Genomic DNA, 23,447 nt, shown 5'->3' with positions numbered 1-23,447 from the left:
AAAAATCGTTAATCATATTGCATTCTATCTTTGTATTGAAGTTCCTTGAATTTGACCTTGAACGATGTGCCATGGGTTTTATCAAGTTTTATGGCCCCATCTATCTGTTTAACCAGATTATTGATTAATTGAAGTCCCAAAGTTTCGGTTTTCTGGAAATCAATTTCCTCTGGCAAACCCACACCATTATCACTTACCCTGAGCATTAACTCATCATCACTTCTCTTGAATTCTACTATTATCTTCCCCCCCTGATCATTGGGAAAAGCATGTTTTATGCTGTTGGAAAGTAATTCACTGTAGATTAACCCACAGGGTATTGCAGTTTCAATATTGAGCATGATTTTTTTGTCTATATCCAAATCAATATCTATTTCCGCGGTTCTAATTGAATAGGTGTAAAAGATGTCTGCAGTTAAACTTTCCAGATATTCACTGAAATCGATTTCCACTAAATTTTTGGACTGGTAAAGTTTTTCGTGAATCATTGCCATTGATTTGATGCGGTTTTGATTCTGTTTTAAAATATCCAACAGTTTAGGATCCTTTACTGCAAATGACTGGAGGTTTAAAATGCTGGATATTATCTGCATGTTGTTCTTCACTCGATGGTGGATCTCCCTGAGCAGTAAATCTTTCTCATCAAGAGATTTGCTAATTCGCTCTTCATAATCTTTGCGCTGGATAGCTAAAGCAAAGAACTCTGCAATTCTTTCAATGGAGTTTACATCTTTATCAGTGTAATCTCGGTCTGGATTTGCCAGAGCTAACTGTCCCACAAGTTTTTCACCCACAATCACTGGAACCGCCAAAAATCTTTCTATATTTATATGTCCATCTGGTGCGCCCTTTGACGAGGGATGATTTACGGCATCATTGGTAAAGAAAGATTTTTTTGTGTTTAAACAGTACCCCCATAGTCCGGGGTAGATTCCATCAGGACCAATGGGGAATCTTATTTCTTCCGGGATTTTGCCATCATCATAAACTTCACACTGGGGCATCATTCGGGTGAGTGTTTGATTTATCAGATCCTGGTTTTCAGGGTCAATTGTGGCCACAAAACCATGTTCACTTGCAGTTAGTGTTAAAGACTCTTTTAAAATAGAAATAGAAACATCCTGAATGGTTGTATCTGGTGAAATCAGAGGTACGTATATGTTAGCAAGAGATTGGTTAATTTTTAACTCCCTCTTCAGTTCAATACGTGACTGTTTCTTTTCAGTTATGTCCAGGACGGAAACTAGACTTTTTTTAGTATCCGGCAACATGGTAACGCTCATATACACGTCTTTTGTATTTCCCCATCTATCCTTCAAAATACTCTCATAAGTTCGGGGAGCGGCATTGGGATTGATTCTGCGGAGCCTGTGATATTCATTCATTCGAGGTAACTCTTCTTCTGCAAAAAAGTCAGTCCAGGTCATTTTGTTTTCGATTTTCTTCTTTGAAAATCCGGTGAGATTGGCGAATTCTTCATTTACAAGGGATAAAATCATGTTATCTTCACTGATTGCAGTGGCAGTCCCTGTGTTTTCAAAAATAGCCCTATACCTGGTTTCAGATTTTTTCAAAGCTTCTTCAGCCCGTTGACTATCCAAAACCTTCCATACTGCATCCATTAAAAGTTCAAGTTGTAGAACATCTGTTTCTGTGTAGTTAGTCTCTTTGTTGGCCACTCCCACTACAGCAACAATTTCATCACCGCTAATAACCGGGATGGTCATGAATTTATAAAGAGGTGCATGACCCTTAGGATAACCCTTTTTAAGTGGATGGGGAACTTTAAAATCATTTATAATGATTGGCCTCTTTTGACGGACTGCTTCACCCCATATACCAGTCTTATCCAGTTCATAAACTGACTGTTTATCAGTAAGGGTACACTCACCCATAACCTCCTTTGACCATGTATTCAGAATAAATTCTTTCCTATCTTCATGGTAGTAATAGATATATCCTAACTTACTTTCAGTTAGCTTCAGGGCCTCTTCAAGAGCATAATCCAGGAAGTCCTGTACAGATTCTGATCGGTACTGAAGTATCCTTACCAAACTTCTCAAACGATTCTGGTTTTGCTCAAGTTCCTCTTCATACTGTTTTATTTCAGTCAGATCATCATAAACAGCAACTATATCCCCTGATGGAAGTTTATAAACATAGTTTTCCCTCCATCCACTTACTCTTTCATCCTCGTAAATAGAAACTGGCTTTTTTTCTCCTTTTCCAGTTTTCCAAACCCTCTGAAAGACTTCTAAAAGCCCGAATTCCACAACTGCAGGGAAAACTTCGCTAACTGTTCTTCCAATAACATCTTCCCTCTTAATTTCTTCCATTTTTTCTGCAGCATGGTTGAAATCTTTGAATACAAAGTCGGAACCGTTATCAATTGCAGTATAAACAGCCACTGCACTTTTAATATTATCAAATATTGCCTTGTATTTACTTTCAGATCTCGCTAGCTTCTCTTCTGCCAGTACCAGTTCAGTGATGTCCTGATTAACACCCCTAGTTCCTATTTTCCGCCCATTTTCATCCATTGCGATTCTTATACGCACTATTATAAATCTTTTTTCTCCATCAGCCCGTATTATGCTGTGTTGGAGTGTGCTGGAAAAATCAGGATCATCAGTTTCCAAAGCCTTGGCAACTTCTTCTCCCACCAGGGTGCGTTCTTCAGGAGGAACGAATCGGGTGGCATATTCCTGGGAGGACATCTTGTTACCTCCCTGGAGTTGTGCACTTGTACCGTAGAGTGAGTAGAACTGGTCATCGAAGGTGAACATGTCACTTTCAGTATCATATTCCCAGTAAACCAGTTTGGCCATGTCCATACCCATCATCAGACGCTCTTCACTCCGCCTAAGCTTAAATTCCACTTTTTTATCCTCAGTTACATCTATTAAAATAGCTAAAACTGCGGGTTTGCCCCCGTAAATGATGTTTCCTGCCGAAATAACAAGATAACGTACATTGCCAGATTTAGTAACATATTTAACTTCATAGGTATTAGGAACTTTTTCTCCATGTAATCTGGCCTGCCCCAGATCCTTTAACATTTTTTGGTCATCAGGATGGAAACCATCCCAGAAATTCATTGCATAAAGCTCTTCTTTACTGTATTCACTTATTTTAACCGCATACTCATTGGCATATAAAGTTTTGTTATCCTGATAAACAATAATGGATACTGGAGCATTGTCGGCTAACACTCTGAACTTTTCTTCACTTTCCCTTAACGCATTTTCAGCCAGTTTACGTTGCGTTATATCAACCATAACCCCAATAAGACCTGCAATGTTGCTCTGGTTATCATTAAATGTTGTCTTTTTAAATAGCACAATGTGCCGTGAATGATCAGCATACTGAACTGGTGCCTCATATGACTGTGAACCCGGATTTTCAAAGAGTTCTTTATCCTTTTTGTGATATTTATCTGCCAGTTCTTTCGTAGTTACTTCATAAACAGTTTTCCCAATAATCTCATCCTTTGAAAGTCCTATAAAATCTTCAAATGCCTTGTTACAACCAATATAAGCATAATTTATGTCTTTATAAAACACAGGATAAGGTATGGTATTAATTAGATACTGTAGGAAATGATATTGCTCTATAATTGATTCTTCACTTTTTTTATGTTCAGTAATGTCATTATAAAAAATAGAAATTCCATCCTCAAGTGGATACGCACTTATTTCCAGCCACTTATCATACGATTCATAATAAAACTCAAAGTAAGAGGGAATTCTTTCATCCATCACTTTGTGATATTCCTGGTCAAATTTAGTACCAACCGTATCTGGAAAAACTTCCCATAGGGTTTTACCCATTAATTCTTCCCTTGTTTTGCCCATGAGCTTCAGTGCCATGTCATTTACAAAGGTGTATTTCCATTCTTTATCCACATTTACAAATGCTTCACCCATACTCTGCAATATATTCTCCAATCGTTTTTTACCATTAGAAACAGCGTTTTCTGCCTGTTTACGATCAGTTATGTCTTCCAATGTTTCTAAAGCCCCCATGATTTCTCCTTCCGAATCTTTTAAAGGGGCTGCAGTGAATCGTAACCATTTTCCAGTTTCTCCCAATGAGGGGAAGAAATCCTCAACTTCGAATGCTCCTTTTAAATGCTCTGATTCCTTATATTTTCCAGAGTACCAGTTATCAATGGTTACCATATCCTCATCTAATATTAAATCAGCCAAACATGGCCTTTTTCCACTATAAAATGCCTTCCAGTGCTGGTCAGTGCCTATAATTTCCTCAGGAGAAATTTCACTGTATGATGCCAAGGCCTGGTTCCAATAAAGAACGCGATGATTTTTATCAATAACAAATTGTAATATGGGGGAACTATTAATTATGTCATTCAACTGTCTTTGACTATCTTTAAGTTGCTTTTCCACTTTTTTTCGATGGGTGATATCAGTGAACATGCAAAATGAACCGTTAAATTTCCCATTAAGATCCCTTAAAGCAGTGGCAGCAGTAAGAGTTGAAACTTCTCTACCATTTTTATGCTTGAAACGTTGCTCATAACTCTCAGAAAATCCTTCAAAACTTTTTTTTATGCGTTTTTCATGAACAGATATATCTTCTTCAAACATGAATGTGGTTACTGGTTTTCCCATCATTTCTTCTACTGTATAACCCAAAATTTGCACCATTTTCTGGTTAACATAGATGATATTAAAATCATCATCCACACTCCAAATTCCTTCGTTAGCTGCCTCTACAATAAACTTGTAACGCTTTTCGCTTACTCTTAACTTTTTTTCCATCTTATTTTTATAAAGAGCAAGTTCTATTGCATATTTAAGTTCAGAAGAGCCATATGGCTTTATAATATATCCATAAGGTTCGGTTAATTTAGCTCTTTGTATTGTTACATCTTCAGAATGAGCGGTTAAATAAATTACTGGTATTAATAATTCTTTTATTTTAGAAGCAGCATCTATGCCATCTATTTCTCCTTTTAAAACTATATCCATCAAAATAAGATCTGGCGTAATCTCTAGGGCTTTATGTATGGCCTCTTCACCATCAGAAGCAACATAAGGAACCTCATAATCCAATGATTCCAGGGTGCGCTTAATGTCCATGGCTTCTATTCCATCATCCTCCACCAGGAGAATTTTTTCTTTTGCCAAAAAATCACCCATCCTCCAATTATCCCTGAACGTAATTTCATGCAGTTTTTTATGTGAAATTATATGTTTTTACTCATATTTTATTTTTGTCAAACAAAATGGGATTTGTCAAAAAAAGGGCAAGTAGAGCATAAATTTCTATCCCAAAGGTATTTCTAAACAGAGATACATAATAATCATAAAATGTGAAGATTTAAATGGAGGGGGATGTAATAATGGAAAGGCAAAACCTTATTTTAACAGCCGTGGTTATATTAGTAATATTATTGGCTTTTATTGTTGCTATAACCCTATCTGGAAATAACAGCTTTCAAACCGGCCAGTTGTATTTTGAATACCCTAATGCCTGGAGCCAAGACCATATTACTGGAAATTTCAGTCAGGGAACTATCTATTCCGAAGTCATATTCAAATCCAATTTCCCCAGTGCCAACGGACAGGATCAACCTGCTTTCATTATACTGAATTTGCAACCAAAGCCACAGGGCTTAATCAACACTCCTAATGCAACATCTCTAGTCACCAATGCCAGTAATTCTTCAACAGTTACAGTAGGGGTTTCCAATTTCACCGCCATTCAAGTGGGAAGTTACAGCCAGAACATAGCGCAAAAAACAACTGTTATTGAAAAAAACAATTACTACTACACCATCGAATACATATGCCTTCCTTCTGCATTGAATCAAACTGAAGAAGCATATAACCAGATTTTACAGACATTTAAGATTGTTTAAATAAATTTTTCTCTTATTTTTTCTTATTTCTCTTATTTTTTCTTAATTTACATCAAAAATATCATCCTAGATACAAAGCAAAAAAAAGGAACTTGAATTATAATCCACCATTCATATTCACTAAAGTTCTTCCCGTTCATGATCTAATATCCGTGCAATAACCATACCCGGATCTTTTAACTCTTCCAGATCATAGTAACGTCCCCCCGCAGCAAGGGCCAGTTCCATGTTTACTTCATGACCATAACGCACAGACCGTTCAAAGTTAATTACCACTGTATGTATCTCGTTTTCTTTAATCTTCTCTGCAAGGTTAAGGGCATCCTTCATGGGCCCCTCTTCCAGGGCAATATTGGGCATACCATCAGAGAGTATAAGGAGTAGTGGTACAAATTCTGCCTTTAATTTCTCCTTTTTTAGAATTTCCAGACCTTTCTTCATCCCTGCAGCCAGTGGTGTTGTTCCTCCCACTTGAATGTTGTCCACTTGTTCACGGAAAGAGGTGGCTCTGCGGGTGGTGGGAATAATTACCTCTGCTTCATTTCCTTTAAACCCGATAACACTTATCCTGTCCTGATGACGGTTAGCATCGCCAATAACACTGTTTAAAATCCCCTTCAACCTATTTACTTTTCTATCAGAGAACATGGACCCACTGATATCCACCACCATAACAATGGATGCCTTAGCACCATGTTTACGGATTTTATGACGTAGATCTTCGCTTTTAACATTAATGTTACCATGAGAACTAAGAGCTGCCGCCCTTAATGTTGCATCAATGGCAATATCTCCAGAAGAGTCCTTTGGAAGTTTACTTTTGATATAACGTCCTTTTTGAGTTTTTGAATCAATTCTTTTACCGTAAAGGCGTTTTTTCTTTTTCCCCTTCATTTTAAGGAGTTTTTTCACATCCACTTCTTCTTCCTGGGCTTCGACCTTCTGCTCATCCTTTTTAAGGGTTTTAAGTTTCATTCCCTTCTTTTTCTGTTCACTTTCTATTTTCTCTGGGGCTTTTTTTTATCATCCCCGTTATTCTCCTCGGAAAGTTTATTTACAGAATTTTCTATTTGTTTTTTTATTTTTTCCTGGTCCACTGATTTTTTATGGAATCTTTCACCTAAAACCAGGGCAGCTGCCTCTTCCACATCTATAGGTTCAACTTCCTGGTGTTTATAATATGCAGCAAGGGTTTTTGAGGTCTTTAAAATGGCAATGTCTGCCCTATGACCATCTACGCCCATGTCAACACAAAGATGTGCTATCACTTTCATCATATCCTGTGAAACCTTGATCTTAGGGAGAAGTTTCCTGGCTTCAATAATATTTTCTAGGATCTGGTCCTGATATTCCCGAAATTCTTCCCTGAAGGTGTTGGGATCTTTTTCAAATACCTCTCTCCATTCCATGATCTTCACACGGTCATCAATATCCATGATACTCTGAACTGAGATTTGCAGACCTATCCTATCGGATAACTGTGGTCTTAGCTCTCCTTCAGCCGGGTTCATGGTTCCCACCAGTATGAAGTTAGAGGGGTGGGCCAGTGAAATACCTTCACGTTCCACAGTGTTAATTCCATAAGCAGCAGCATCTAAAAGGACATCTACCAGGTTGTCATCCAGGAGATTTATTTCATCAACATATAAGATGTTACGATTTGCATCGGCAAGTATACCCGGTTCCAATGCCTTCATACCCTCTTTAAGTGCCTTTTCAATGTTTATTGATCCAACCACCCGGTCTTCAGTGGCTCCCAAGGGCAGTTCCACCACCCTCATTTTCTTCTCCTCAACTTGGATCTCTCCTGATTCTGTATCTTTGCAGGAATCACAAGAGGAGGCCGGATCATCGGGATCACAGTTGAAGGGACATCCCTTAATAACTCGTAATGAGGGTAACAGATCTGCCAGGGCACGTACTGCAGTGGTCTTGCCAGTTCCTTTATCACCCTTAATCAGCACTCCACCAATAGAGGGGTTGATTGCATTCAATACCAGGGCTTTTTTAACTTTTTCTTGGCCAACAATAGCTGAAAATGGGAAAATCAGGTTTTTCAATAGTCTCACCATCGCAATAGAAACATGAGTTCTACTAATTAAATTTGTGGAATATTTAAAGTGTTTTAGTGTTATTAATATTTGGTTTTATAGAATAAATAATGTGTTATGGTTTTTGCAATCTATTCAATTGAGCATTCGACTTTTCATATCGTGAAAGTTATTTCTTAACAAAACCGGAATTCCAAAAAACTAAATATTATCGATTACATAACAAATTTGGTGATTTATAATGTGCACTGTAGGCGGCCCAATGGCTGACATTAAAATGAAAGAACTTAAAACCAAAAGATATCGTTGTTTAGACTGCGACAATGAATTTAAAGGCATTGGAAGGAGGATAGTATGCCCTTCATGTCAGTCTGAGAATGTGGAAGCACTAGAGTAAAACTTACACTAAGAGCATTATGGTACAGAAAATTCCCCTCCAACCGGATGAAATTGTTTTTTTGAAGGGTAACACCGGGACTGTGGGGGTAGTTAAGTTTGCAAAAAACGGGCACATATTTATTGGAACCCCTGATAAAGAAGAAATTGTGATGTTCTTAGAAAAAGAAGACCTCATTGCCGTTTCTGCCATAAAATCTGGTTCTTTCAGTGAGGATGGAATAAAATCATTGATTTTTTTATTAAGGGATGTAGGGGCACCCCTGGTGGTCTTACCCTCTGATCACCCTACTTCAAAAAGACTGCCCATGGTGGCCAGTTGTGGGGAGAGAGTGCGCCTGGATTGCAACATCACCCCTGGGACCCATCCGGAACAGGATATCTTATGCGCCTGTGATGATCTCTCTGGAGTTGAGATTAAAGGAGTTAAAGGCGGCTTAGAGATCAAAGGCCCCTTAAAGGAATTTAAAGTAGAAAAATTCCAGTAGAGAATTCTCTAGATTAATCCTTAAAGATTACTATATAAATAACCATGTATAATGAATGGTTAGTTAATAACCAAGTTTAATATAACATAATAAATAGATGATAAGGTACTTGATATCCCTATTTAATTTCCATATTTTAAAAGGATAATTAGTTAAGGATTATAAAAATGATAAATCCTTTGATAATAACACCTCCAAATGATTCTCTAAGGATACTTCTTAAAAATATGACAGATTCTTAAATTCTACAGAAATATAATTTTTAGATGAATTAACATGACTTTAGATGATTAACATGACTATTGCCGAGTTTTACCAGATATTTGGCCAGGTTGTTTTTGTGGCTGGAATTCTTCTTCTGATTTTATTATCAGTCACCCTTATACTGGGCCGTATGCTAATTGAAAAAGACAGACTTGTTTTCCCTAAACTGTTACTATTCACCATTGACGTTTTTTATGGGTTATTTAAAAAGTTTTCAGAAAATCTGGGAGTGGATGCCAAGATCGTGGATCAAATTGGGGTTGAAGTCCGTAACAAGGTTAATGAAAAAATATTCAGGAAAACAAAACCCAAAGATAAGATACTGGTCCTTCCCCACTGTCTGAGGCATAAAGACTGTGAAGCCACCCTTGAATCCTCCGGATTAGTGTGTAAAAATTGTAACCTATGCGTAATTGGTGTCTTAAAAGAAAAAGGGGAAGAAATGGGTTATGAGGTTTTCATAATACCAGGTTCCACCTTCCTCAAAAAGATCGTTGAAAAAAATAGTTTCAAAGCCGTTTTAGGGGTTGCCTGTTATCAGGACCTTAACCTGAGTATGATGAAACTCTCCAAATTTTCATGTCAGGGTGTGCCCCTATTAAAGGATGGTTGTATAAACACCAAGGTTGATGCACGCATGGTTCTGGATAAAATGGGGGTTGAACTGGGTAAATCTCCTAAAAAATCAGGAAGTTCGTGTAGTAATGAACCGGAACACCGTGGATCACTATAACCCTCAAACTAACCTCTTTTTTAAAATTATTTTAATATCCGACTTTGTGGAATGTTTACAACATATGGATTCACCATTCATGGCGCAAAAACATTCCATAATCCATGAAAAATAATTGAAGCATAAGTTTTACCAGTTTTAAGGCGCAGATATCCGACTATTAATCCTAAAACTAGGCCTATTCCCATTTTAGAGATCATAATCATGGTCAAACTACCCGTAGCCAAAGGGTGAAGCATTAAAACATCCACATATCCCAGATGCCACACCATAAAAAGTATAGTTACAGTGAAGAGTGTTAACCCATTGGGATTGACCATCCCTCCAGATTCAGAGATCTTGCCCCATATATAACCCCTGAATAAGAGTTCTTCAAATAAAGGAGTTATTATACCAAATAGCAAACCCAAAATCAGGACATGAAGCTCCCATTCAAATGTATATGGACTCACTACCAGAATTACCAGCAATGTTAACCCCAGGATATATAATATCCTGGTTCTCAGGCGAATATCATCCCAGTTAAGTCCTAAATTCTTCAAAGATGGTTTAAAATATAAAAACAGAATTATCCCCATGATTATATAAGTCAAACCATTTAATAACTGGAAAAGGACTATATTAGTCCCTGGCTGGACAACAGTCCAGAGGCCACAAAATATAACCGCCCTTACACCTTGTATAATAACCAATGCCAGAATAATTCTCAGCACAAGTTTTAAAAAGTTGTTTCTGTCTGGTAAAGAATTGAAAAATTTCATTTTAAAGCTCCTTTTTTGAATTGCAACATTATCAAATGTTTTAAAGTTCATAGTTTGTTCATGGTTCAAAAATATTCCATAAACCATGGATAATAATTGAAGCATATGTTTTGTCTGATTTAAAACGTAAAAAGCCTACAATTAGACCTAAAACTAAAGATATCCCAATTTTTAAGGTTATTAACATGCCTGCATTGCCCATAATCACAGGATTTCGGATGAAAAAATCAATATAACCCAATTGCCATACTCCAAAAAGGAGTGTAACTGTTAAGAATGTTAAAATATCTGGGCTAATAATTCCATCTGATTCATTTAACTTACTCCAGATATAACCTCTAAATAACAATTCTTCAAATACAGGAGTTATTATACCGAATACCATGGAGAAAATAAGAACGCTAAGCTCCCATTCAGATATATACTGGCTTAAAATGAGTGTACTAAGTACAGAAAAACCAGTAATATAAAGTATCCTTGTTCTCAGCCCGATACTGTCATATCCCAATCCAAGATCATTTAAAGACGGTTTAAAATAGATAAGCAGGATCATACCCACTATTATAAAACTTAAACCATTCCAAATAATATGTAATAACACCAATGGTTGGGTAATGGCCGATAAAACTCCAAAAAGGATTACTCTTAAAAATTGTATACCAGCCAAGACCAGTATTATTTTTAAAACCAGCTTCAGGAAGTTGTTTCTGGCTTCATGAGTTTGGAAAATTTCCATGAGCATCCTCTCATTAATCTTATTTGTAGATAAAAATATCCTCAATTTGCACTTTAAAGAATTTAGCTATTTTAAAAGCTAAAATCAAGGAAGGATCATATTTCTCCTTTTCTATGGCAATTATAGTCTGTCGAGTTACGCCCAATCCCTTGGCTAGTTCTTCCTGGGTTAAATTCTGCGTAGCTCGATATACCTTGAGATTATTCTTCATATAAATCAGGACCCATATTTTTTATCGTAATAGCCATAGAAGATGTAATATAACAGTAACAGGGCAACTGCTGCATAGGAAAGGGTAAACCCTGCCTGGGTAAAATCAGGGTACTCATTTCTCAGCATGATAAGGAACATTCCAATAAAAGCTATGGAAATAGAAAAAAGCACTATGGCCATCCTAGATGCCTTTTCACTCACTTTAGCTATTCTTTCATCTTCAAGGATTTCATCGGTATTCTTTTTGTAAATGTAGGATATCATAGTACCAATTACAATTGCAAGAATGGCGAGAAGGAGGTTTTCAGTGATAACCGATAATCCCACTACAGTTGCAACGAATATAGCAACAATTATTCTTAGAATCTGATAATTTTTCATAAGATCACCTTTTATAAGTTTTTACACCTAGAATTTCCGATTGTAATATGCTCGAGATGTGAAGTACAAGATAAAACAGAACACTGCGGCTATAATCAGTGTACACCCTGCCTGCAATAATTGAGGGTAACTGTCCCTCAGGGCAATAAGAATGATACCAGCATAAATTATAACCGCTACAAATATTCCGAACGTCATTGTAGCTGCCTTCTCGTTGATTAATTGAGTTCTTTCATCTTCCACAACAACACTGTTGTCTTTCTGGAAAATTTCTTGTAAATTATCTCTATGGATGTACAATACCGCGCATAATGCAATTAAAAGGATGATTGCCAGCAGAACAATGTAAATATTCCCCAGTATTAGACCAGCAATCCATAGACCAGTTATAAACACTGAAAGTATTTTTAAAAATAACCCTGATTCGAATATGGACAGTATTTTTAATACTATTCCGGACTTTTTATCCAAATTATCACCTTCTTTCAAATTATCACCTTCTACTATCTTCATCCATTTTTTTATCCATCAAACTATCATCTTTTTAAATAATCTCCATAGAGCCACGTTTGAAGCAAAAACCGTGGAAAGTAGCTGTAATAAGGGAGATATGAATATCATCAGAATCATCCATCCAATGAAGCTTATTTTAGGGTCATAAAGAATCATTGGAATTCCAGTATTTACAAAATCTGCACCAGGATTAAGGAGCATTGTGCTTAGGGGCACCCAAATACACAGCATCAAAATAAATGTGAAAAGGGCAGTATACAGTGAATATTTTAAAATTTCATTTAAGATTGTGCTTACATCTTTTTCATTGAGTGCTGAATGTTTAGCTATGTACCAACCTACTGGAAATCCCAACAGTATGCACAAAAAAGGGACACCCATCCCTATTCCTGCGAAAAATGTGTCTATGAGCATATAGACTAAAAAAAATTTCTTTTTGCCCATTTTATAAATTTTATTCATTTATTCTCCCTCAATCTCCACTTATCATACAACTCTTAATTATTAAAGACTCTAGGATTTTTTTAAAAATTTTAATTTCACCACTATTCCATGTAAAGTAAACTATACATTATGTTATATAAACTTTACTAAATGTAACTACTAGTTTACAAAATAACAAATTTCACAAAATAGCGAAATAGACTCCTAACCAATAAAGATAAAAAATAAACCAAAATATATAATAAAAAATAGATTTGCATAAGAAAAGAATAAATCATAGCTAAAGAAACAAAGATGAGAATTATTCCTAAAATAAAAAATCATGTTTTTTGAAGAATAAAATATTAAAATTAGTTTAAAAATAGTGAATTAATCATAAATAAAACTTAATATATATTTTAAAGCCTTGATTTGCTTTTAAAGTCTTTTAATTTGTTTTGAAGCATTTTAATTTGTTTTAAAGTATTATGGTTTGCTTAACTCATTTAATATCTCCGTAGAGACACGTAAGAACTTTTCTACTAATTTACGATACTTTTCTTCACTTTCTTTCAACTTTTTCTCCATCTGGTGTTTGTATATGGCCATTTCTATGGCACTCTGGATTTCACGATCCTCAAATGGTTTCAGGACATAACCAAATGGTTCAGTTACCTTGGCCCTTTCCAGGGTTTTTTCATCAGAATAAGCAGTTAAATAAATAATAGGAATATCATAAAGTTCGCGTATGTTCTGGGCTGCATCTATTCCATCCATCTCTCCTTTGAGCACAATATCCATCAAAACCAGGCTGGGTTTCAGTTCTCCTGCTTTTTGAATGGCTTCCTCCCCTGTATCAAAAATCCCCAAAACAGAATAGCCCATATTCTCCAGTCGATTTTTGACATCAGCCGCAACGATAATCTCGTCTTCCACCAGCATAATACTTGTATCAGCCATAAAGTTCCCATCCTTAAAACATCATATAACGCCTGTTTACATTATTAAAATAACATATACTCATTATTTTCCTCTTTTTTATTATTCTACCCCATAATATTCATCTTTCCCCAATTTTTTTCATCTTCCATTAATTCTTCCATAAATGTTTATCTCATGATTTTTTTAGACTCATGGAAATTACATTAACCAGAAATCAAATACAATGTTATATTTGTCATTAATATAAATTATTAATTGCGATTGAAACCCAATTAAATTTATATAAAATAAACTTTCCATCGTGAATACATGAACAATCATGATAAATGTTAAAATGATTACAGTAGAAATAATTAAAATTATACCTAAATTATTTAATGAACTGGTATTGATGAAATGGTATTGTGAATGAATGGTGATGATCAAAACCAAAAAGGATATTCACTTATAATTACACTATCAACTTTTCAATTAGACATTCCAACAGGGAGAATAATCATGACATATGATATTCGATCTACTAAAAAAACAGCTCTTTTTTTATGATCCCGGTTACTTTATCTTCTTTTTCAGAGAAAAAACATGTGCCTGATTCTAAAAAATTTGCAAGGTTTAAAAAATGAACGAAAATGTTGATAACCTGCTTAAGGTTATAAAGAACCAGTTCAACCAGGAAAAAGGAGATATAGAGAAAGTTCAGAGGGACTTTGATGAATTTTATCTTTCTTTTAGTTCCAAGGGTCCTCTAAAAATTACAAGCGAACCTGATGCGCCAGTGCCTTCTTACTGGATTGTGACTCCTCAAAGTAGCTATAAGAAAGTGATTTTATTTTTCCACGGGGGTGGCATTAACCTGGGATCCACCCATGGTCACCAGGACCTCTGCCAGAGATTATCCAGATACACTGGTTTTTCAGTGTTCAGTGTTGATTACAGTTTAGCCCCTGAACATCCCTTCCCTGCAGCAGTTGAAGATTGCATCCTATCTTACCTCTGGCTGCGTGATGAAGGTTTTCAAGCCAGTGAACTGGTGGTTGCAGGGATATCTGTCGGAGGTAATCTGGCTCTGTCCACCTTACTTGCCCTGAAAAAGATGGGAGAAACACTGCCTCTGGGTGGGGTTTGTATGTCTCCAGTCGTGGATTTTAAATTCCCAGTGGTTTACAATCACCTGAAGGATGTTAATGACTGGATCACCTATAAAAGATTGGAAAAGATTCGGGAGTTATATCTGCAGGGGAAACCTCCTTCAAATCCCCTAATTTCCCCTATATACGGAGACTTAGAGGGACTACCACCCCTCCTGATCCAGGCCGGCAGTCGGGAGCTTCTTCTTTGTGATATCAATCGTTTCCGGGATTTAGCAGTTAAAAAAGATGTTAAAGTGAGTTTAGAAGTCTGGCAGGACATGTTCCACTCCTGGCAATTATTTTACTCCCATTTACCCGAGGGTGAAGGATCCATGAGGAGTGTTGGGGAATTTGTAAATGGACTTTGAGAAAGAGTAGATTAAAAAAAGCATGACAAAGGATAATTGCTGGTTGAAATATAAATGAAAGTTTGAAATGATAAATAGAAGTTTAGAATGAAAATAAAAATCATAACACCCACTCCTTTTGGTCCAGTGGTTCTAATCTGGTCCAGAGTCAATAGAAAGGTTAAGGTTATCAGAATACTGCTCTCCAGACCAGATATATCTGCTGAAGATCAATTAACCAATAGTTACCCCCATTATGCGGTTTCTTCCTGTGGAAAGATAGATTCTCTATCTGCAAAAATCAGAGATTTTCTTGAAGGAAAAGATGTCAAGTTCTCCCTTGATGTTGTGGCCCTTGATTCATGTCCCCCCTTTCAAAAAGCTGTTCTGCGTGCTGAGCATCAAATTCCAAGAGGAAAAGTCAGTACATATAAACTCATTGCCCGGTATCTGGGTAAAGAAAACGGAGCACGGGCAGTGGGTAATGCACTGGCAAAAAATCCATTTCCTATAATAATCCCCTGTCATCGTGCCATACGATCTGATGGTTATCTAGGTGGTTTTCAAGGCGGAATGGACATGAAACAGGTTTTACTTGAAAATGAGGGTGTCCATTTTGATGTTAAGGGACGGGTGATTGTTCCACGATTTCACTATGATTAAAATCAAATAAATGTATCCAACGGGACTTCATATAATCCATATCAAAGAATAAGCGGATAAAATAAAAATTTCTAAAGTTAAATTATAACATAAATAAGAATATTGAATTTAAAAAGGTAAGTTGAACAAATAACAATCCAAGAAATGAAATCTGAATTAGGAGGTCTTCTTATGAAGAAAGTTCTAATGATATGTGCCAGCCCCCGGAAAGAAAGCAACACCATGCAAGTCCTAGAAGAATGTGCAAAAACCATAGAAAAAAATGGATTAAAAGCTGAAATACTATCCCTGCGCCAGAAGAAAATCCGTTCATGCATTGCCTGTGGAAAGTGCTCTGAATTACACCAGTGTGCTCTTAAAGATGGTCTTAACGACATAATCGAAAAGTTAAAGGAAGCAGATGGTTTCATTGTTGGTTCACCAGTGTACTTTGGTACTGCCCGGGGAGAGTTAATGTCTGCCCTGCAGAGGATTGGAATGGTTAACATGTCTTCGGGTAATTTCTTATCCTGGAAAGTAGGAGGTCCCATAGCTGTAGCCCGCAGAGGAGGGCACACAGCCACTATACAGGAACTATTGATGTTCTATTTCATCAACGACATGATCGTTCCTGGAAGCACCTACTGGAACATGGTTTTCGGACATCAACCTGGAGAAGCAAAAGAGGATACAGAAGGAATGGAAACAGCAATCCGTTTTGCAGACAATGTTGCCAAACTCATATTAAAGATAAAATAAAAAATAAAATAAAAAAAATCAGTATCAAAACCCCCCTAATAGCATGATAAAACTCCAAAAACCTTTGAAAAAGGGAAGGATCCAATAAAATGTCAGAACAGGAACTTTACCGTAAATTTGCCCGTTATTACGATCTAATCTATCAGTGGATGGACTACAAAAGCGAAGCAGAATTCATTGAGAAAATGGTGGAACTTCACCCGCACTCAGGCGGATGTGACCTTCTGGATGTGGCCTGTGGTACTGGTAACCATGCCCAGTACCTTGTAGACTCGTTCCATGTTGTTGGTTTGGATATTAACCCTGAAATGATGGAAATAGCCCGAGAAAAAGTCCCAGAAATGGAATTAATTCAGGGCAACATGAAGGAAATGAACCTGGAGAGGGACTTTGATGTTATCATCTGCCTATTCTCCTCCATCAACTACCACACCAACCTCTCGGAACTGGGAACCACCTTTAAACGATTTTATGATCACCTGAAACCAGGAGGAGTTTTAATATTTGACCTGGGATTCTGCACTGAGAACTGGGAGGAAGGCAGGATGCTGGTGGATGCAGTGGTGGAAGGAGATCTTCAATTGGCCCGAATATCCCAGAGCCGTTTATGCGATGGGGTTTTCAATGCCAACTTCGTGTTTTTGATTAAGGAAGATGGGAATATGGATTTTGAAGTTGACCAGCACCAGATTGGCGTGTTCAACACACCTGAAGTTAAAAAAATCCTGGAAAACACTGGCTTTGAAACCCGCATCTATAGTGACTACACTGATCTTCCCTGGGATGCAGAATCAGATAAAAGGCCAGTGTTTGTATGCGTTAAAACATGACGCGCAACCTATTTAAGGCCACAATATATTTAATAACTCTGAAAAAATTTAATAACTAAAAAATGAGGATATGAGCGTAAAAAATATTTTTAAAGGCCCCATCTTTTAGATCAGTTCAAATAGGGGTTTAAAATCGTCATAATAGGAGGAAAGTCATGAAGATTGCAATTGCAACCTCAGACCGAATAAATACCGATCATTTCGGCCGGGCCAGAGGATTCGCCATATACCAGTGGAATGATGATAAAGTGGAATTTATCAAATACATGGAAACTAACATCAACCCTCAAGAAAAACATCAATGGCATGAAGGTCTCAGGATTTTGGGAGATTGTGAGGTCATAATAGCGGCCCAGGCAGGGATGAAAGCCAAATATGGTATAAAAAAGGCCAATCTAAAATTGGTTGAGGATGAAGGAACTGTTGAAGAGGTTTTAGAGCGTTTCATTAAACATGAAAAGTTTATGAGTGAATTATAATAGGATTAATAAAACTATATTAATGAAAAATTAGGCCTAACAGAAACTAGGACTAAAATATACAGTTCCTAGAATAACTCCATTATTCAAAAATCAACATAATATCTTTGGGATTATCCGGATGTACCATTACTGGTATTTTCCTACCTTCGGGAATTGACCCCATGTCTAATAGATTTACTATTTCTTTATGTTCCAGCTCGTAGGGTTCCAGATCAGGAGTGGTGATGAGAAGTTTGAATTTAACTTGTGGCTGTTCATTGATGTAAGTTCCAGTCTGCTCCCTGCTTAATATCTCTGCTTCACCCCTTATACCATCATTAATAAGAAATGTCTCCCGATCGTTAATCCTTTTGTAATAGTAATAAACTCCTAAAGCTCCCATAAGCGGGAAAAAGATAAACGAACCACCCATAAAATAAAAGAAATTTTTAAGAGAATAACCATCATCAGTGAGAGCCTCAGGTGAGGCCATAATTCCAAAATAAATGAAACCCAATCCAACTATCACCAATGGTGCAGTGGTTATTATCCACAACTTATTAGATGTTTTCCACATTCATATTCCCCCAATTTCTGTTATCCTGAATCATTTTCCAGAATTAATCTGGCCTAAAATGGTAATTTAAATTAATTTTCATTAATTATTTTGATACATGTTTATTTTTATAATCCCCAAATAAAAAATTTTACTTGGCTCCAGTGACAATATTACCCTAGGGAGTGGAAAATGATGGAATTATTCACCTATTCCAATATCCTGGCCGGAGTGCTGATTCTAATAATCGGTTTTGGATTTCATTTCATAGGTCAGCTAATCAGTGTTCTGGATTGGAAAAGGGCTGTTAAACTGGGAATAGCAGAAAAAGAAATATTACCTGAGTATCGGGATTATGAGCTGGGCATGGCCATGGCTGATATTCTCGTGGGATGGGTTTATGTACTCATAGGTGTGGGGCTGATTTTGGATATTTCCTGGAGTTTCAAGCTGGCCTGGATCCCAGGGGTGATATTCATCTACCACAGCATAAGTTTCTGGTTCTGGAGCCGAAACCAGGAATATCGGGGCTATAAATACCGGAGCACCATTGGAAGAATGGGTTGGTTCCTGGCGAACCTGTTAAGTGGGATTTTTATTATATTATTTGCATGGTAAGGTTTAAAGGTTTAAGTAATAATGGAAACCCCCAGAAAGGTTTGAAAATCTCTTGACCGAAAATATTTTACCTTCATGGCTTTAATGGTTACATTACCATATTTTTATCCAGTAGATACAACTGTTCAAAAGGTAGATAAGTGACAGATGCAAGAGATAATAAACCCCACAATATAAGCTCTGGAGGAATGATTTTTATCCATCCTTCAACCTTTGGGAATATTTATAAACCATGAATGAGATTTATAATAAATGATTCTAAACTTTTAGACTGGTTGTGATTTTTCGAATTTATTTAGAACTGCGAGTTCTATGAAATAGAAATCTTACGAAATAATACGTGAATATAATGATACGTAACAATAAGTGATTATTATGGCTAAAGCAAGACGCAGAAGAGTAAGAGATACATGGAAAGATAAACAATGGTACACTATTACTACTCCTAAAGAATTTGGAGACGCTGAGATAGGCACCACCCCTGCCCGGGAACCTGAGATGCTCCTCAAAAGAAGAGTTGAATCCACTATGAGAGAGCTTACTGGTGATTTCAGTAAACAGTATGTGAAATTAAAGTTCCAGATCAGTGAAGTTGCCGGAGACACCGCCACCACCCGTTTCATAGGCCACCAGGTTACCAGTGATTACGTAAGAAGTATGATCAGGAGAGGAACCAGCCGTATCGACGCTATAGTTAAAGCCGAGAGTAAAGACGGGCAGAAAATGAAGATCCACGTCCTGGCCATCACCATCAAAAGGGCCAAATCATCACAACAGCGTTACATCCGGGAAACTGTTGAAAAACTGGTAGTGGACGCCGCAGCTCAGAAAAACTTCGTGGAACTGGTGGAAGACATAATAGGTGGGAAACTAGCCTCCTATGTTTACCATGAAACCAAGAAGATCTACCCCCTTAAAAGGGTGGAAGTAATTAAAACCAAAGTAGTTGACGATAAAAAATCATAAATCTGGGAGATAGATGATTATCTGGGAATATGTGATCCTCCTGGTGATCATAGGGCTGATTACCTACAAGAGAAAGGCCCTGGATCTCCTGGGATCCATCTTCATGATCATAATGGGTGTGATCATCATCTTCGCCGCCGGTGTAAACTGGCTTTTATTAATATTTTTATTTCTTATTCTGGGAGTTGCGTTCACCCGGTATAAACACGATTATAAAAAGGAGATCGGAGTTTATGAAGGGACTCGAACCATTAAAAACGTCGTCTCCAACGGAATTGTGGCCTTTGTAATGGCTGCTTTCGGCAATTATGCCGGATTCATTGGTTCCATAGCCACTGCCACTGCTGACACAATGGCCAGCGAGGTAGGAGTGGCTACAACCCCCCGTCTTATAACTAACCTTAAAAAAGTTCCCCCTGGTACTGATGGTGGAATTTCAGTCCTTGGAACATTCGCAGGGATAATTGGGGCAGGTTTAATTGGATTAGCAGCTTATATCCTAGGTGTGTACCCTGATCTGGTTAAAACTATGGAAATCGCAATTATAGCAGGGACTTTTGGGTGTTTCGTAGACAGTATACTGGGAGCAGTGCTGGAAATAAAGGGTTACTTATCCAATGAACATGTTAATCTTTTAGCTACCCTAGCCGGAGCTTTATTGGGAAATATCATGGTATGGGTGATATGGTGATAAAAATGAAGGGAATCATAATGATAATTGATGGGATGGCAGACCGCCCCCTTAAGGAATTAGGAGGTAAAACCCCCTTAGAAGCAGCTCAAACCCCAAATATGGACCGAATGGCACAGTTGGGAGTTAATGGAATTATGGACTCCATAAAACCTGGAATAAGACCAGGGAGTGACACAGCCCACCTATCCATACTGGGATATGATCCCTATCAAGTTTACACCGGGCGAGGGCCATTTGAAGCTGCGGGAGTGGGAGTAGAAGTTATGTCTGGAGACATAGCTTTCCGTTGTAACTTTTCCACAGCCAACGAGGATGGTATCATCACTGACCGCAGGGCAGGAAGGATCAGAGCAGGTACCAAAGAGCTGGCAGAGACACTTAATTCCATTGGACGAGAAAAAGATGTTGAAGTCATATTCAAAGAATCCACCGGTCACAGAGCAGTTCTGGTTTTAAGGGGAGATGGTTTATCCGATCAGATATCTGATGCTGATCCCAAACACGATGGGAAAAAAGTCAAAGAAGTGGTAGGGTTAGATGGCTCCCCCCAGGCTGAAAAAACCGCTATTATTCTTAACAAGGTGATCCAGAAATCTTATGATCTACTGAAGGATCATCCAGTTAATCTTAAACGTATCGAAAACGGAGAGCCCCCTGCAAACATCGTATTACCCCGAGGTGCTGGTGCAGTACCAAATGCAGAACCGTTTAATGACAAATACGGTATTAAATCTGCATGTATAGCTGAAACAGGACTTATTCAAGGCATTGCACAGATAGCAGGTATGGATATCATTGAAGTGGAAGGGGCAACTGGTGGAGTGGACACCAATCTGGACAGTATCACCCGCAGTATCCTGTTGAATGCTTCACTTGACTATGATTTCCTACTCATAAACATTGACGGTGCTGATGAAGCAGGTCATGATGGTAACCTAAAGGAGAAGGTTGAATTTATTGAAAAAGTTGATGATGTAATTGGTAGGGTAATGGAACTGGAAGATGTTTACTTCATCCTTACTGCTGATCATTCCACTCCCATCTCAGTGATGGATCACACCGGAGACCCGGTTCCCTTAGTGATTAAAGGTCCTGGTGTGAGGGTGGACCAGGTTACCCAGTTCAATGAGCGAGCTGCTGCCAGTGGTGGTCTTTCTAGAATAAGAGGCAGCGATATCATGAACATACTTATGGATCTCATGAACCGATCCACCAAATTTGGAGCGTAAATCATGGAACATGAGATTCCCAAACTCTTCGGTACCTCCGGGATACGGGGGAAAATAGCAGAAGAAATAACCCCTGAACTGGCACTGAATGTTGGAAAAGCCATCTCCACCTACCTCGGTAAAGGACATGAAGTGGTGGTGGGATATGACACTCGAACTTCCAACCTGATGCTGGAAAGAGCGGTCAGTGCCGGGATCCTGCAGGGCGGCTGTCATGTCCTGAGTGTAGGAATGGTCCCCACACCAGTGGTAGGCTACGCCACCATGAAATTAAATGCAGATGCCGGAGTGATGATCACCGCATCCCATAATCCTTCACCAGATAATGGGATTAAACTATGGAATCCGGATGGAATGGCATATCTACAGGAACAGGAACGGACCATCGAGAAAATAATCCATGAAAATAATTTTTATAAAGCATCATGGGAAGATATCGGTAAAATCACAGATATAAGTCCGGTTGTGAATGATTATATTGAAGATCTCCTTGAATTGATGAATATTAAGCCCGGTTTGAAAGTAATTGTTGATTGTGCTAATGGTGCTGCATCCCACTTATCTCCACTCATTCTCAGAAAGGCCGGTTGTAGGGTGGTGAGTTTAAATGCTCAGCCAGATGGTTTTTTCCCGGGAAGGAAGCCCGAACCATCCGAAGCAAACCTACAGGAGCTGATGAAGGTGGTGAAGGTCACTGGCGCAGATTTAGGAATAGCCCATGATGGTGATGCTGACCGCATGATAGCAGTGGACGACGAGGGTAGAATGGCAGATTTTGACAAACTATTAGCCCTGGTATCAGCAGAAATAGGTGGCTGTGTGGTTACCACAGTGGATGCCTCAGCCTGTATTGACCGTACCCTGGAAGAAGTTGGGGGCACAGTGGAAAGAACAAAGGTGGGTGACGTGCATGTGGCAGAGATGATCCACACAATCGGTGCAAACTTTGGCGGTGAACCCTCTGGCACATGGCTACACCCCCAGTTCTGTATGTGTCCTGATGGGATATTATCCGCCCTAAGGGTAATTGAATTAGTTCAAAATAAAGGACCCTTATCCAAACTCCTGGACGATATTCCCAGTTATCCCACCATAAGAGATAAAATTGACTGCCAGGAAGATCAAAAGGATCCCATTATGCGTAAAGCTGAGACTGAACTCTCCTTGATTTATGAAGATGTGGTAAATATTAACCTTAAAGATGGAGTTAGAATATCATTCACTGATGGTAGCTGGGTTCTGGTAAGGCCTTCGGGAACTGAGTCATTCATCCGGATAACTTTAGAGGGAAAAACAGAGGATAAAGCACGGATTATACATGAAAAGGCAGCAAAGTTCATCCATGATTTCTTATAAAATCTTACTTTTTATAAAATCTTAAAATATGTGGAGTTTCATATTTCAATGTGAATATAGAATGTTAAAGA

The 23,447-nt window shown here is 37.9% G+C and carries 25 protein-coding genes; 14 read left to right on the top strand and 11 right to left on the bottom strand.

What is annotated here, in order from left to right:
- Positions 1–8: 8 nt before the first annotated feature.
- A complete protein-coding gene (locus HY987_RS02230) occupies positions 9–5,153 on the bottom strand; it encodes a PAS domain S-box protein (protein ID WP_292755189.1) in 5,145 nt (1,714 codons plus the stop codon).
- Between the two features lie 215 nt (positions 5,154–5,368).
- On the opposite strand from HY987_RS02230, the gene HY987_RS02225 reads away from it, so the two are divergent.
- Positions 5,369–5,887: a hypothetical protein gene (locus HY987_RS02225; protein WP_292755187.1), complete on the top strand. Its 519-nt coding sequence runs from the start codon at positions 5,369–5,371 to the stop codon at positions 5,885–5,887.
- A gap of 120 nt (positions 5,888–6,007) precedes the next feature.
- On the opposite strand, the gene HY987_RS02220 is transcribed toward HY987_RS02225, so the two are convergent.
- Positions 6,008–6,862, bottom strand: a complete 855-nt coding sequence (locus HY987_RS02220) for a VWA domain-containing protein (protein ID WP_292755185.1) — start codon at positions 6,860–6,862, stop codon at positions 6,008–6,010.
- A gap of 23 nt (positions 6,863–6,885) precedes the next feature.
- Positions 6,886–7,956, bottom strand: coding sequence for an ATP-binding protein (locus HY987_RS02215; protein WP_292755761.1), 1,071 nt, complete (start codon positions 7,954–7,956; stop codon positions 6,886–6,888).
- Positions 7,957–8,179: 223 nt separating this feature from the next.
- Between HY987_RS02215 and HY987_RS02210 the strand changes: the two genes are divergently transcribed.
- The 3 genes from HY987_RS02210 (at position 8,180) to HY987_RS02200 (ending at position 9,819) form a co-directional block, all read left to right on the top strand.
- Positions 8,180–8,335 (top strand): hypothetical protein, encoded by a 156-nt coding sequence (locus tag HY987_RS02210; protein ID WP_292755183.1) that lies wholly within the window; start codon positions 8,180–8,182, stop codon positions 8,333–8,335.
- Between the two features lie 19 nt (positions 8,336–8,354).
- A complete protein-coding gene (locus tag HY987_RS02205) occupies positions 8,355–8,822 on the top strand; it encodes a hypothetical protein (RefSeq protein WP_292755181.1) in 468 nt (155 codons plus the stop codon).
- A gap of 295 nt (positions 8,823–9,117) precedes the next feature.
- Positions 9,118–9,819: a DUF116 domain-containing protein gene (locus HY987_RS02200; RefSeq protein ID WP_292755179.1), complete on the top strand. Its 702-nt coding sequence runs from the start codon at positions 9,118–9,120 to the stop codon at positions 9,817–9,819.
- 77 nt (positions 9,820–9,896) lie between these two features.
- On the opposite strand, the gene HY987_RS02195 is transcribed toward HY987_RS02200, so the two are convergent.
- The 7 genes from HY987_RS02195 to HY987_RS02165 all read right to left on the bottom strand — a co-directional run bounded on the left by HY987_RS02195 (position 9,897) and on the right by HY987_RS02165 (position 13,806).
- Complete coding sequence (locus HY987_RS02195; RefSeq protein ID WP_292755176.1) at positions 9,897–10,580, bottom strand: CPBP family intramembrane glutamic endopeptidase; 684 nt, start codon at positions 10,578–10,580, stop codon at positions 9,897–9,899.
- A gap of 58 nt (positions 10,581–10,638) precedes the next feature.
- Positions 10,639–11,361, bottom strand: coding sequence for a CPBP family intramembrane glutamic endopeptidase (locus HY987_RS02190; protein WP_292755173.1), 723 nt, complete (start codon positions 11,359–11,361; stop codon positions 10,639–10,641).
- Complete coding sequence (locus tag HY987_RS02185) at positions 11,336–11,527, bottom strand: helix-turn-helix transcriptional regulator (RefSeq protein ID WP_008512175.1); 192 nt, start codon at positions 11,525–11,527, stop codon at positions 11,336–11,338. The genes HY987_RS02190 and HY987_RS02185 overlap by 26 nt, the downstream gene beginning before the upstream one ends.
- A gap of 5 nt (positions 11,528–11,532) precedes the next feature.
- Positions 11,533–11,910 carry a DUF2178 domain-containing protein gene (locus tag HY987_RS02180; protein ID WP_292755168.1) on the bottom strand — a complete coding sequence of 126 codons (378 nt, stop codon included), beginning with the start codon at positions 11,908–11,910 and terminating at the stop codon, positions 11,533–11,535.
- 27 nt (positions 11,911–11,937) lie between these two features.
- Complete coding sequence (locus tag HY987_RS02175) at positions 11,938–12,423, bottom strand: DUF2178 domain-containing protein (RefSeq protein WP_292755165.1); 486 nt, start codon at positions 12,421–12,423, stop codon at positions 11,938–11,940.
- Positions 12,424–12,438: 15 nt separating this feature from the next.
- A complete protein-coding gene (locus HY987_RS02170) occupies positions 12,439–12,885 on the bottom strand; it encodes a hypothetical protein (RefSeq protein WP_292755163.1) in 447 nt (148 codons plus the stop codon).
- A gap of 447 nt (positions 12,886–13,332) precedes the next feature.
- The gene (locus HY987_RS02165) at positions 13,333–13,806 is read right to left on the bottom strand and encodes a response regulator (protein WP_292755160.1); all 474 of its coding nucleotides are present in this window, start codon (positions 13,804–13,806) and stop codon (positions 13,333–13,335) included.
- Between the two features lie 601 nt (positions 13,807–14,407).
- On the opposite strand from HY987_RS02165, the gene HY987_RS02160 reads away from it, so the two are divergent.
- The 5 genes from HY987_RS02160 (at position 14,408) to HY987_RS02140 (ending at position 17,975) form a co-directional block, all read left to right on the top strand.
- On the top strand, positions 14,408–15,286 hold the full coding sequence (locus HY987_RS02160) for an alpha/beta hydrolase (RefSeq protein WP_292755158.1): 879 nt from the start codon (positions 14,408–14,410) through the stop codon (positions 15,284–15,286).
- An 87-nt stretch (positions 15,287–15,373) separates the two neighbouring features.
- Positions 15,374–15,928 carry a methylated-DNA--[protein]-cysteine S-methyltransferase gene (locus HY987_RS02155; protein ID WP_292755155.1) on the top strand — a complete coding sequence of 185 codons (555 nt, stop codon included), beginning with the start codon at positions 15,374–15,376 and terminating at the stop codon, positions 15,926–15,928.
- 171 nt (positions 15,929–16,099) lie between these two features.
- Entirely contained in the window at positions 16,100–16,666 is a 567-nt protein-coding gene (locus HY987_RS02150; protein ID WP_292755151.1) for a flavodoxin family protein, read from the top strand.
- An 89-nt stretch (positions 16,667–16,755) separates the two neighbouring features.
- Positions 16,756–17,496 (top strand): class I SAM-dependent methyltransferase, encoded by a 741-nt coding sequence (locus tag HY987_RS02145; RefSeq protein ID WP_292755149.1) that lies wholly within the window; start codon positions 16,756–16,758, stop codon positions 17,494–17,496.
- 155 nt (positions 17,497–17,651) lie between these two features.
- Positions 17,652–17,975 carry a NifB/NifX family molybdenum-iron cluster-binding protein gene (locus HY987_RS02140; protein WP_292755146.1) on the top strand — a complete coding sequence of 108 codons (324 nt, stop codon included), beginning with the start codon at positions 17,652–17,654 and terminating at the stop codon, positions 17,973–17,975.
- Positions 17,976–18,057: 82 nt separating this feature from the next.
- On the opposite strand, the gene HY987_RS02135 is transcribed toward HY987_RS02140, so the two are convergent.
- On the bottom strand, positions 18,058–18,534 hold the full coding sequence (locus tag HY987_RS02135) for a hypothetical protein (RefSeq protein WP_292755144.1): 477 nt from the start codon (positions 18,532–18,534) through the stop codon (positions 18,058–18,060).
- Between the two features lie 171 nt (positions 18,535–18,705).
- Here HY987_RS02135 and HY987_RS02130 point away from each other — a divergent pair, with 171 nt between their 5' ends.
- The 5 genes from HY987_RS02130 to glmM all read left to right on the top strand — a co-directional run bounded on the left by HY987_RS02130 (position 18,706) and on the right by glmM (position 23,376).
- Positions 18,706–19,131 carry a hypothetical protein gene (locus tag HY987_RS02130; RefSeq protein WP_292755143.1) on the top strand — a complete coding sequence of 142 codons (426 nt, stop codon included), beginning with the start codon at positions 18,706–18,708 and terminating at the stop codon, positions 19,129–19,131.
- 375 nt (positions 19,132–19,506) lie between these two features.
- The gene (locus HY987_RS02125; protein ID WP_292755142.1) at positions 19,507–20,097 is read left to right on the top strand and encodes a 30S ribosomal protein S3ae; all 591 of its coding nucleotides are present in this window, start codon (positions 19,507–19,509) and stop codon (positions 20,095–20,097) included.
- A gap of 13 nt (positions 20,098–20,110) precedes the next feature.
- The gene (locus tag HY987_RS02120) at positions 20,111–20,788 is read left to right on the top strand and encodes a TIGR00297 family protein (protein WP_292755139.1); all 678 of its coding nucleotides are present in this window, start codon (positions 20,111–20,113) and stop codon (positions 20,786–20,788) included.
- Positions 20,789–20,793: 5 nt separating this feature from the next.
- Positions 20,794–22,020, top strand: a complete 1,227-nt coding sequence (locus tag HY987_RS02115) for a 2,3-bisphosphoglycerate-independent phosphoglycerate mutase (protein ID WP_292755137.1) — start codon at positions 20,794–20,796, stop codon at positions 22,018–22,020.
- Positions 22,021–22,023: 3 nt separating this feature from the next.
- On the top strand, positions 22,024–23,376 hold the full coding sequence (glmM, locus tag HY987_RS02110) for a phosphoglucosamine mutase (protein WP_292755135.1): 1,353 nt from the start codon (positions 22,024–22,026) through the stop codon (positions 23,374–23,376).
- Positions 23,377–23,447 lie beyond the last annotated feature (71 nt).

Origin of the sequence: Methanobacterium sp. (genome assembly GCF_016217785.1) — an archaeon.
Lineage (GTDB): Archaea > Methanobacteriota > Methanobacteria > Methanobacteriales > Methanobacteriaceae > Methanobacterium.
Note: the sequence above shows the minus strand (reverse complement) of the source record. Positions and strands in the feature narration are given on the sequence as shown.